12 protein-coding genes are annotated in these 11,494 nt (G+C 57.8%); 4 read left to right on the plus strand and 8 right to left on the minus strand.

Annotation, left to right across the window (positions count from 1 at the left end):
* Positions 1-10: 10 nt before the first annotated feature.
* Together H6973_14300 and H6973_14305 are read right to left on the minus strand one after the other, a co-directional pair.
* Positions 11-640 (minus strand): thiamine phosphate synthase, encoded by a 630-nt coding sequence (locus H6973_14300; protein ID MCP5126758.1) that lies wholly within the window; start codon positions 638-640, stop codon positions 11-13.
* Positions 641-642: 2 nt separating this feature from the next.
* The gene (locus H6973_14305; GenBank protein ID MCP5126759.1) at positions 643-1,440 is read right to left on the minus strand and encodes a hydroxymethylpyrimidine/phosphomethylpyrimidine kinase; all 798 of its coding nucleotides are present in this window, start codon (positions 1,438-1,440) and stop codon (positions 643-645) included.
* Positions 1,441-1,627: 187 nt separating this feature from the next.
* Here H6973_14305 and H6973_14310 point away from each other — a divergent pair, with 187 nt between their 5' ends.
* Entirely contained in the window at positions 1,628-1,792 is a 165-nt protein-coding gene (locus H6973_14310; GenBank protein MCP5126760.1) for a rubredoxin, read from the plus strand.
* 100 nt (positions 1,793-1,892) lie between these two features.
* Entirely contained in the window at positions 1,893-2,600 is a 708-nt protein-coding gene (locus tag H6973_14315; GenBank protein ID MCP5126761.1) for a hypothetical protein, read from the plus strand.
* 113 nt (positions 2,601-2,713) lie between these two features.
* Here H6973_14315 and H6973_14320 read toward each other — a convergent pair whose 3' ends face one another.
* Positions 2,714-3,337, minus strand: a complete 624-nt coding sequence (locus H6973_14320; GenBank protein MCP5126762.1) for a twin-arginine translocation signal domain-containing protein — start codon at positions 3,335-3,337, stop codon at positions 2,714-2,716.
* A gap of 250 nt (positions 3,338-3,587) precedes the next feature.
* Between H6973_14320 and mfd the strand changes: the two genes are divergently transcribed.
* Positions 3,588-7,043: a transcription-repair coupling factor gene (gene mfd, locus H6973_14325; GenBank protein MCP5126763.1), complete on the plus strand. Its 3,456-nt coding sequence runs from the start codon at positions 3,588-3,590 to the stop codon at positions 7,041-7,043.
* A gap of 12 nt (positions 7,044-7,055) precedes the next feature.
* The gene (locus H6973_14330) at positions 7,056-7,778 is read left to right on the plus strand and encodes a cobalt-precorrin-6A reductase (GenBank protein ID MCP5126764.1); all 723 of its coding nucleotides are present in this window, start codon (positions 7,056-7,058) and stop codon (positions 7,776-7,778) included.
* A 41-nt stretch (positions 7,779-7,819) separates the two neighbouring features.
* On the opposite strand, the gene cobM is transcribed toward H6973_14330, so the two are convergent.
* The 5 genes from cobM to H6973_14355 form a co-directional block, all read right to left on the minus strand.
* A complete protein-coding gene (gene cobM / locus H6973_14335; protein MCP5126765.1) occupies positions 7,820-8,575 on the minus strand; it encodes a precorrin-4 C(11)-methyltransferase in 756 nt (251 codons plus the stop codon).
* Positions 8,572-9,135, minus strand: coding sequence for a nitrous oxide reductase accessory protein NosL (locus H6973_14340; GenBank protein MCP5126766.1), 564 nt, complete (start codon positions 9,133-9,135; stop codon positions 8,572-8,574). Before H6973_14340 ends, cobM begins: the two co-directional genes overlap by 4 nt.
* Positions 9,132-9,758 (minus strand): nitrous oxide reductase accessory protein NosL, encoded by a 627-nt coding sequence (locus H6973_14345; protein MCP5126767.1) that lies wholly within the window; start codon positions 9,756-9,758, stop codon positions 9,132-9,134. The genes H6973_14340 and H6973_14345 overlap by 4 nt, the downstream gene beginning before the upstream one ends.
* 199 nt (positions 9,759-9,957) lie before the next feature.
* On the minus strand, positions 9,958-10,452 hold the full coding sequence (locus tag H6973_14350; protein ID MCP5126768.1) for a TlpA family protein disulfide reductase: 495 nt from the start codon (positions 10,450-10,452) through the stop codon (positions 9,958-9,960).
* A 7-nt stretch (positions 10,453-10,459) separates the two neighbouring features.
* On the minus strand, positions 10,460-11,455 hold the full coding sequence (locus H6973_14355) for a hypothetical protein (GenBank protein ID MCP5126769.1): 996 nt from the start codon (positions 11,453-11,455) through the stop codon (positions 10,460-10,462).
* Positions 11,456-11,494 lie beyond the last annotated feature (39 nt).

Raw genomic sequence — 11,494 nt, forward strand, 5'->3', positions numbered from 1 at the left:
GTAGGGGTCCTCACGCAAATAAAGCCGCGTAACGCGCGGCGGCGGCCTGAATATCGGGTTGGCCAAACACCCCGCTGATGACCGCCAGCGCATCCGCGCCCGCTTCCAGCAGTGGGAGCGCATTTTCCGGGATAATACCGCCAATAGCGATAACGGGAACGGTCAATGCTGTGCGCGCTTCCCGCAACAATTCCAGCGACGCGCGGATTTCCGTCAGTTTAGTCGGTGACGGGAAAAAGGCTCCAAACGCCACATAATTCGCGCCCGCCTGTTCAGCAGCCAGCGCCAGGCCCAGACGGTTATAGCAGGAAACGCCAATCAGCGCTTTCGCGCCTAGGCGAGCGCGGGCCGTAGCGTATTGCGGATCGTCCTGGCCAATATGGACGCCCGCTGCGCCAACCTCGGCGGCCAATTCCACATCGTCATTAATGATCAATGGCGCATCATGACGTTGGCATAAAACATTCAGCGCTTGCGCCTGCGCCCGTCGCCGCGCGATATCGGCGCTTTTATCCCGGTACTGGACCATCTGTGCGCCGCCGAGCAGAGCTTGCTCAACAGCAATGAGCAACCGTTCGTCGGGAATCAGCAAGGCGTCGGTAACCACATAAAGCCCTTGACAAGCAAAGGTTTGACCCATATCTAACCTCGGGAAGCGCTGGCCCAGTACATGCGATTGGGAATTTGTTGCCCGCTGCCGATGGCATAGCCCGCTTGCAGGGAGCGCCATGTATGGTCCTGAGCGCGATGGATAACCGTAGGGATGACTTCCTCCGGGATCAGGCCACGGCTTTGCGCGAGCAGGGCGGCGATCGCAGCGGCTAGAGTACAACCAGAGCCATGATAATGGGCGGGCAGGCGCGGCCAGTGATAAGTTTCCAGTAACCGGTTATTGCCATACAACCGGTTGATAACCTCAGTAGACGATTCAGGTTCATGTCCGCCAGTAATCAGCGCATAGCGGCAACCGCGCGCCAGCAGGGCCATGGCGCAGGCTTCCAGCGTATCGGCCTCCGGGGCCAGTCGGCGCGCTTCGATACTGTTGGGCGTCAGCACGGTGGTCAACGGCAGCAGCAGCGTCTGAATCGCTTCAATCAGACCGTTATCCGCCAACGCGGCCCCGCCGCCCGCTGCTAATATGGGGTCCAGCACGACCGGGATATGGGAATAGGCGCTGAGCAAGGTATGCAGAGCCAGAGCATTGTCGGTATTCCCGATGACTCCAATTTTGAACGCCAGCACCGGCAAATCTTCCAATACCGCCCGCGCCTGCGCCAGCAACTCTTCAGCGGCGACCGGCCATAACGCCTGGACGTTGCGCGTGTCTTGCACGGTCAGGGCGGTAATGACCGGCGCAGGGTGGCAGCCCAGACTGATCAGGGTTTCGATGTCGGCGGCGATGCCAGCGCCCCCACAAGGATCGTTGCCGGCCAGGGTCATGACAACCGGCGGTGTGGAAGGAAGGGAATCAGTCAAGCCGATGCTCCAGTGGAAAATGAATACATGATTGGAGTCCTTATCAGGGCGGATGTTGCCTAAAATTTCAGCAAGGCAGAGGCTTTTTCAGGACGCCTCTGCATGGGACAATGGTTTTCCGTCAAATTGCAACCATTGGGAAGTATATCGGATGAAGAAGTATATGTGTTTGATTTGTGGTTTTATCTATGATGAGGAAAAGGGATGGCTCGGAGACGGTATTCCACCGGGCACCCGTTGGGAAGATGTGCCCGCGGATTGGATCTGTCCCGAGTGTGGCGTGACCAAGGATGACTTCGAGATGGTGGAAATTTGATGATTGATCATCTTAGGGCTAGAGGTGTGACCATCAGAGAATAGACGAACCGCCATTACAACCAGGTCAGCAAGACAACATTTGTGAAAGTGAGATCCCCATGTCCGAAATCACCTGCCTGAACGGCGCCTGTCCGCCCCCTCCACTGGGGATCAACAGTGGTTTACCTGAATACCTCAAGCTCGATCCACGCGGCTGGGATCGCGGCGATATCGAAATGGCGATTGCCCTGAAGCGCACCGAATTGAATCAGGCAATGGATTACCGAAAAAACTATGATACTGAGGAACATAATATTTGCCTGGCGCTGATCCGCTTTCAGGATGGCTCTTCCGAAGTTTTGACTGCGTACTCCAACGACAGCGCCATTGCCGAATCGGTCCGGCTGGGGTTGCATCTGATCCCAAATGTGTATGACAAGGTTCCGGCTAACGAGCGTTTCGGTTGCGATGGCATGGCGCAGCATCATACCGAGCCGAAGCTGTTGAACTATCTGTGTGCAACCCTGGAGGCGCGGCAGGCTGCTTACCGGAAACAATTCCTGCCGCGCGATCCGCTTTACCGCTTCATTCTCCAGCGTCAGCGCCAACACGCCAGCGAGCAGGCGGCGCTCTCCCGTGATATCAAGAAAGTGGCGGCTGTGGTGATTGTGACCGAGATCGATTGCTGTCCGACCTGCACCGCCTATTCCATCGAACGATTCCGGGAGCGGTTTCCCGGAATTCCATTGCGAACTATTGAATTGGGCAAGCAGGTCCGTGGTGGGGTCAAGCCCCAGTACCGGCAAGTAACGGTTGGCCGCAAGTAAGGCAACTCGCAATGAATCGCCAATAACCTGCTGTTCTCGTTCCTCCATCGGTCTTGATCTCCCCCTTGAAAAAGGGGGGTGGAGGGGGATTTTGACGGGCGACGGGTTCCGAATCAGGCGGTTGGCTCAGGGACCGTCTGCACCGTGCCATCCAGATTCATCAGCAGGGTTTCTACTTCCAGTTTCGGATACGTCTTCTGGATTGCCTGCTTCAAGTCGCGCAGGTATTTGGCGTGAACATTCTCCTCCAGCGTCGGATCCTTGGCAAAATCCGCTTTCAGAATCACCTTGTAAGCGCCACAGTCCCGATGATCCATCACGATCACCCGGTTGATGTGGTGCAGATCAATGGAAATCTTGAGATGTTCCCAGAACGTCTTGTTCCAGTCCTTGAACTCGCTGGTGAGCGCCCCCAGGGAAGCGCCCGCCAGAATGACATGATCATACTGATCGGTCAGGCCGCGCCCATCCATGTATTTGACCATATCATCAATCAATCGGTAGTCCATGCAACTCAGCAACAGGGCCTCAGTGCCGTGCGCTGCCGGGGCGGCGTCGGACTTGGCGGTCCCGTGCCCGGCTTCGGCTTGGGCCAACCGCCAAGGCGTAGCTAGCCCTAGCAGCGCCGCGCCGCCGCCCAGAGCCGCTAACTGGATAAAGCGGCGGCGGTTGAGTCCAGCGGGCGAATCGTCATGCAGATGTTGGCAACAGGGGAATGAGGGAATCGTGGTTGTCATCGGGTATCTCTCTTGGATGAGTTAGGTCGTTTTTATCGAGCACAATTTGGAGCCATGGGATCGTAACTGGGGTCAATGCCGCCAGGACGCCCCGATCCGAAGCTTCCGTCTTCCAAGAATAGTTGATAAGTAAGTAATCTGTTAACATTGATGGCTGATTCAAAAATCAGTATTCCGCGTCTTCCAGGCCAAAAGCAACCGCTGATGTTAGAATATCGTCCCTATTTTTTTACTTGAAATCCATAAATCCATGTCGGCTGCTATCCAGATCGCCAACCTGCCATCACCCCTGCAAGCCGTTCTCCCTCCCGACAACCGTCAACCGCTCTACTGGACGCAGCTACATGGCGCGGCGCAGGCCCTGCTCATTGCCGCCGCCACCCGGTTTCGCGGCCTAGTGCTGGTTGTCGCACCGGACAGCCAGACCACCCTGCGGCTGGAAACCGAATTGCGGATTTTCGGCGGGCCGGACTTGGAGATTCTGGCGTTTCCCGACTGGGAAACCCTGCCTTACGACGGATTTTCGCCGCATCAGGACATCCTTTCGCAGCGCCTGGCGAGCCTCTATCAATTACCGAAACGGCGGCGCGGGGTGCTGGTGGCTCCGGTAGCGACGTTGATGCAGCGCTTGGCGCCGCGTGATTATCTGGATCGCTACGCCTTGGTGCTCACCGTGGGCGAACATCTGGCGCTGGACCCGTTCCGCCAGCGTTTGGAAGCGGCAGGCTACAACGGTGTGTCGCAGGTCGTCGAGCACGGTGAATTTGCCGTGCGTGGCTCCATTCTCGACCTGTTCCCGATGGGCGCTGAGCGGCCCTATCGGATTGAACTGTTCGACGATGAAGTAGAGAGTATCCGCGATTTCGACCCGGACACTCAGTTGTCGGTGAACAAGGCGCAGTCCATTCAGTTGTTGCCAGCGCGCGAGTTCGCGCTGGACAAGGAATCCATCACCCGCTTTCGCCAAGCCTGGCGCCGTCATTTTGAGGGCGACCCACAGCGGAGTCCGGTCTATCGCGAAGTGAGCGCAGGCCATGCGCCGGGCGGCATTGAGTACTACCTACCGTTGTTCTTTGAACAGGCGGCGACGCTGTTTGATCATTTGCCGGAAAGTACGCTGGTGATTCGATTGGAAGGCGTGGATGCGGCAATGGCGGCGTTTCAGGAACAAATCATGGATCGCTATGAGCAGCATCGTTATGACGCGGAACGACCCTTGTTGCCGCCTTCGATGCTGTTCCTTGAAGCGGCTCAGGTGGATCGGGCGCTGGCGCGTTATCCACAGGTTGAGTTATGTGCGGTAGGGGATAGTGGGGTGGCCTATCCGACCCTGCCGCCGCCGGCCCTGCCCTTTCAGCCGCGCCATGAACGACCGGCGCAAGCGCTGAAACAGTTTTTAACCGAATTCCCTGGGCGGGCGCTGATCGCCGTCGAGTCCGCTGGTCGCCGTGAAGTCCTGCTGGAAACCTTGCGCAGCTATGGCTTGTCGCCAGTAGTTTGCGGCGATTGGGCGGAGTTTCTGACGCGGGAAGCGTTGCGCCTGGCGCTGACCGTTGCGCCGCTGGAGCAAGGTCTAATTCTGACCGAACCGCCCCTGGCGATTATCGCCGAATCGCAGTTATACGGCGAGCGGGTGCGTCAGGCGCGCCGGCGCACTCAGAGCCGTGATCCCGAAACCATTATCCGCAATCTGAGCGATCTTAGTCTGGGCGCGCCCATTGTTCACGAGGAGCATGGCATTGGCCGCTATGCCGGGTTACAGCGGCTGGAAGCGGCGGGCATCGATGGCGAATTCGTAGTGGTCGAGTATGCGGGCAGCGACCGGCTGTACGTTCCCGTCGCCGCGCTGCATCTGCTCAGCCGCTACACCGGGGCTGCGCCAGAGAATGCGCCGCTGCACAAACTCGGCAGCGGTCAGTGGGAAAAAGCCAAACGCAAGGCAGCCGAACAAGTCAACGATGCCGCAGCAGAGTTGCTGGATCTTTATGCCCGCCGCGAGGCGCGACCGGGTCATGCTTTTGGCCTTGCTGAAGCCGACTACATCGCCTTTGCCAGCGCTTTTCCTTTTGAAGAAACCGCCGATCAACAAACCGCGATTGAAGCGGTGATCGCTGATCTGCGTTCCGGCAAGCCGATGGATCGCGTGGTGTGCGGCGATGTGGGTTTCGGCAAGACCGAGGTGGCGATGCGCGCGGCGTTCGTAGCGGTGCAGGACGGGCGGCAAGTTGCGGTTTTAACGCCGACCACCCTGCTGACTCAACAGCATTACCAGAATTTTCAGGATCGCTTCGCTGACTGGCCGGTGCGTATTGAGATGCTGTCCCGCTTCCGTTCGGCCAAGCAGCAGGCAGAGACGCTCAAGGCGCTGACAGAAGGCAAAGTCGACATCTTGATCGGCACTCACAAATTGTTACAGGACAGCATCCAGTTCAAACGACTGGGACTGGTGGTGGTGGACGAAGAACATCGCTTCGGGGTGCGGCACAAGGAACGCTTGAAAGCGTTGCGCGCCGAGGTGGACATTCTAACCCTGACCGCCACCCCGATTCCCCGAACCTTGAACATGGCGATGGCTGGGTTGCGCGATTTGTCGATTATCGCCACGCCGCCAGCGGGACGGTTGGCGGTTAAGACCTTTGTCGGGGAATGGAACCCAGCGACCATTCGCGAAGCCTGTCAGCGGGAATTGAAGCGCGGCGGTCAGATTTATTTCCTGCACAACGAAGTCGAGACCATTCAGCGCATGGCGGCGCAAGTCGCGCAACTGGCCCCGCAGGCGCGGATTGCCGTAGCGCACGGTCAGATGCGCGAGCGGGAACTGGAGCAGGTGATGCTGGATTTTTATCACCGCCGCTGCAATCTGCTGGTGTGCACCACCATTATTGAATCGGGCATCGACGTGCCTAGCGCTAATACCATTTTGATCAATCGCGCCGACAAGCTGGGGTTGGCGCAGTTGCATCAATTGCGCGGACGGGTGGGGCGCTCGCACCATCGCGCCTATGCCTATCTGATCGTTCCGCCCAAAAAGGCGATGACGGCGGATGCGGTCAAGCGCATTGAGGCGATTGAATCGCTGGAGGATTTGGGCGCCGGTTTTCTGCTAGCCAGTCACGATCTGGAAATTCGCGGCGCGGGCGAGTTATTGGGCGAGGCGCAGAGCGGCCAGATTCATGAAGTCGGTTTCAGTCTGTACATGGACCTGCTGGAGCGGGCGGTGCAGGCGCTGAAAGCCGGGAAAGTTCCAGAACTGGATCGACCGCTGGATCACGGGCCGGAGATCGATTTGCAAAGTCCAGCGTTAATTCCCGAAGACTATTTGCCCGATGTTCACAGCCGGCTGATTTTGTACAAGCGCATCGCCAGCGCCGGTGATGACGGGGAACTGCGCGAGTTGCAGGTTGAAATGATTGACCGTTTTGGGCTGCTGCCGCAACCGGTGAAAACCCTGTTCCGGGTGACCGGGTTGAAATTGCGAGCGATGCCGGTAGGGGTGCGGAAGATTGAGGCTGGGCCAAAAGGCGGGCGGATCGTGTTCGGGCCACAGCCAAAGGTGGACCCGGCCAAGCTGGTGCAATTGATTCAGCAACAATCCAGAGTGTACAAGCTCGATGGCCGGGACAAGCTGCGGTTTATCAGGGAATTGCCGGATGTCGAGGCGCGGGCGATGGAAGTGGAGGCATTGTTGGCGAAGATCGGGATTTAGAGATTTGCGGTCATGCGTATCCTGCTGCTTGGCGGCATCGGCGAGGCGCTACAGCTAGCGCGGGCGTTAACGCCGACTCATCCGGTCATTTACAGCATCGTCGGCAAGGGGCGCGTCCCAGAGTTGCCCGGCGCGGTGCGGGTCGGCGGGTTCGGCGGCGCGCAGGGATTAGCGCTATTCCTGCGAGAGCAAGGTATTGAACTGCTGATCGACGCTACGCATCCCTACGCCGCGCAAATCAGCCAGAATGCCTTTCAAGCCGCTCTGCAAGCAGGCATTCCGCTCTGGGCCTACCGCCGTCCGGCCTGGCGACCGGAACCCGGCGATGACTGGCGTTTCGTCGCTGACTGGGCCGGGATTCAACAGGCGATCTGGCCATTTCAGCGCCCGTTCTTCACCCTTGGCCTGGAACCCTTGCGTTATGTCACTGATATTCCAGCACATCAACACTGGTTGGTGCGTTGCCTAGCGGCGGAACCACCGCCTGCAACGCGCTTGACCCTGCTGTGCGCAACCGGGCCGTTTACGTTGGAGCAGGAATTAGCGCTCTTCCGGGATTATCGGGTCGATGTGCTGGTCGCCAAGAACAGCGGCGGAAGATCAGTCGAGGCTAAATTGAGGGCGGCGCGGCAATTGCGCATCCCGGTCGTGATGCTGGAGCGCCCCGCGTTGCCCACAGTGGATCGGGAGTTTACCGAGGCGGGGGCGATAGTAGAGACGTTGCTATCATATTGACTTTGTTGTGCGCAATCTAGTTGTTCACGCTCGAAAGGCCGCTAATCATGCTGCCGATACCATTCCGCGTGCTCCGTACTGTAGAGATAGGAATCCATAAAGCTCTTGGGTTCAATCACCCATCCCACCAGAATCAGCGCGGTGCGGGTAAATCCCTTAATCGCCACCTTCTCAACAATATCGGTCAAGGTTCCGACCACCCCATCCTGATCCGGCCAGGATATCCGGTACAGCACGGCAACCGGACAATCCGCGCCATAGTGCGGAGTCAGTTCCGCAACAATGTCCGCCAACTTGTCCACGCTGAGGTAAATCGCCATCGTCGCCCGGTGTTGCGCCAATTCCGGCAGACTCTCCCCTTTCGGCATTGGCGTCTTGCCGGCGTGACGGGTAAGAATAATCGTCTGGCTAACGCCTGGCAGCGTCAATTCCCGGCGCAGCATGGCCGCTCCGGCAAAGGCGGCGGTGACGCCCGGTATGACCTCGTAAGGAATATCACGCTTTTCCAATTCCCGGATTTGCTCACCAATTGCCCCGTACAGGGCCGGGTCGCCGGTGTGCACCCGCGCCACGTTCAATCCTTGCAAGTGCGCACTGTAGATGTGATAGGTGATGTCATCCAGATTTAGGTCAGCGGTGTTGATGATCCTGGCATCCGGATTCGCCGCTAACACGACTTCCTTGGGCACCAGGGAACCGGCATAGAGCACCACCGGACATTCACGGATCAATCGCTGACCCTTGACAGTGATTAACTCAGGATCGCCGGGACCGGCGCCGATGAAATAGACGGTCATTGAAACTTCCCCCGATCCAGGTTTTCCAGCAATTCCAACGTGACCTCATCAAACCGGACGATTCGGCGTCCCTGATGGTCTTTACGAAATTCCTCCGCCTCAGCCTGGGTCGCCAACGGCACGAGTTCATGGCCCATCGGCCCCAGCGTATCGGAACCGATCACGTACCAGGCAGTGTGCGCGTCGATGCGCGTCACATCATAGTACTCAGTGACGCTAATAACAGCAATGTCCGTCAGGCGATGATTGGGCGCATATTTCGGCAAATCGAGCAGATACTTGAACAGATCCTTAGCGCCATCAAAATGGTGAGCGTGACCATCTTTATAAAGTACGGTGGCGACCCAGTCCGGATAGAGCGCGACAAACATGCCGCACACCGGACAAGTGTCCTTTGGGCCAGGATCGGGCAGTTGCAAGCCTTCCCCCCAGGCCGGGAAAAGCAGGTGCAGCGTCAACAAGAGGGTTGCTACCCATCCCCATCCTCTCTTGGCCAGGACTCCCTTCCTCCAGGTGGAGCAGGAGGGTGGGGGTGAGGGGAGCGAAGCATGGCGGTTCATGGTTTTCCGCTAGCCCGTTGACGCCGTTCCGCCCGTTTTTTGCGGATCATCGCAGTGTCCTGGGCCATGCTTTGATAAGCTGCTTGCAGTGCGGCGTCGAAATCGCCTAGTTCACCGCCTTGCTCGATCTGCACCGCTTCAGCGGCGGACCGGGCGGCGAAGGCGACCTTGCTCTGCCGGGTCATCACGCCCGGCAATTTTGAACCGATCAAATAAGTGGCTGCATCCACATCGACCAATGGCTTCGGTTCAATGGTCGCCCCAAAGTCAGCGGCGTAAATGGCTTTCGGCCCCCGGTCCAGATTCAGCCCCAGACTGAGCGCGGCGCAGTGCAGAGAACAGGTCGCGTCCACTAAATCGTCCTGGTAATGCACCAGATGGCGGCTGTAGTGGTATTGCCGACGATCCATGCCGCAATAGGGACATTTCGGGTATTTGGCGAATTCATTATCCAATGGCTGAGGGTCGGGCTGGGTTTTTGGCGTAAACTGCAAAGGAGTCCCATCGTGTCCACAAGACGCAGCGGTGACCGGGGAACTCAGAGTTGCGAGGCCAGCGGCTGCGCCAGCCGTGGCAAGAAAACGGAGAGCTTGGCGACGTTCAGCCTGGGCAGGATCGCTCATAATATGATGACCTTAATTGGAGTGTAACCGTTTAGCTCCCTCCTTTGGCAAAGGGGGGCTAGGGGAGATTCTGGCCTCAGCACCCGTGTGAAATCCCCCCGACCCCCCTTTTTCAAAGGGGGGAGGTGAATGTTTCCATTGGAGTTATGGAAAGGACTGCAATTGTAAGGTAAAAACGAGCAGTAGGATTTGAGAATACTCATAACAAACTGGCAATAGCCTGCTCAAAAACTTCCGGCGTGGATTCGCCGATGATCCGGCTCCGAACGATGCCTTGCCGGTCGATAATAAACGTAACCGGCAGGCCCATGACCTGATAGCGACGCATCACCTCGCCCTGACGATCCAGCGCGATTTCGTAGGACAACCCCAGTTCGTCAACAAAACGCTGCACGGTTTCCGGCAGCTGCATGACATTGACGGCCAGAATGACCAGACCTTCAGGGTGGTGACGGCGATAGACTGGCTCCAGCGCCTTCATTTCGCCGTAGCAGTAGGGACACCAGTCCGCCCAGAAGCGTAGAGCGATCACCTGTCCCCGGTACTGTTCGGGAAAATGAAGGGCAGACCCGTCCAGGCGCTCCAGGGTAAAGGCGGGAGCCGGAGCATTGGTTTTAATGCCGGGCAACTCTGCTTCACAGGCTGCAAGCAGCGTCACCAACACCAAGTAGAAGCCAAGGCGCAATGAATGCATGAGGTCGTCAAAGCAAAATGAGATTGGATCGCCCGATCAATCCGGTCGCCAGTCCGTAAAACAGTCCGAATCCCCCCAGCGCCAGCCAGGTCAAGCGCCGCACTTCGCCGGGAATCGTCTCGCGCAGGCTGATCAGATGGCGAAACGGGGCGATGAGTCCAGCGCTGATCCCCGCAGCCGTGGCGATGAACAGCGGTAAATACAGCGCGTAGCCGACATAATCATAGCCTGCTTTCAGCAGACAAAACGGGCAATGATGATTAGGATTTTCATAGATATAAAGTGACAGGAAAGCAACAATAGCAGCGATGGCGACGCCAAAGCCTAGGATGCTGCTAACGGCGAACAATGGCCCAAGCCACGGCCAGCGCCGAAATGCCAGACCCACGGCCAACAATAATCCTGCCATTCCATAGAAGATCGCCAACGCCGGTCGCGCGGGCCAGCCCGCCAGTTCTGCGGCAACGCCCCGAGAGTTAGCGCTGAACAGCGAACCACAACAGGAGGTGATCACTTCCGGTTCCAAGCCCAGAAAATAGCGGGTTTGCAGTACGCCTTCCACGATGATCAACGGTGCGATGGCCAACAGCAACCCGTACTTTACCCGAACCAATGGATAGTCATAGCCCCGATTATCCACCCGATCCAGCGCCAGCCAGAACGTCGCCAAAAGAAATATACTGATTTTCAGCAGCAGTGTAGGGAACCCGAACGAGTTGACGTTCAATACGCCGGTTGCGCACATGGCCCCGACGAACTGACTGGACAGGCTTTCCGCCGTGTGGACAAACAGCAGCAAAGATAGCAATTCCGCGCCCAGCGCAAACCCGAGCAAAGTGGAAATCAGGTAGGTTCGCCGCTCCAGCCAAATCTGCAATTCGCTGCCGCTGGCGATGTTCCAGTAACGCAGAATTTTCCAGGCAAAACCGCTGGCCAGCAGAACAGCGCCGGTCGCACTCAGGGCAATGAGTTGTAGAGCGACGATAGCGGGGGTGATTAACATGTATTGAAAATTATTGCAGGGCTGATGAATTTAACAGCC

The organism is Gammaproteobacteria bacterium, from assembly GCA_024235095.1.
GTDB lineage: Bacteria > Pseudomonadota > Gammaproteobacteria > Competibacterales > Competibacteraceae > UBA2383.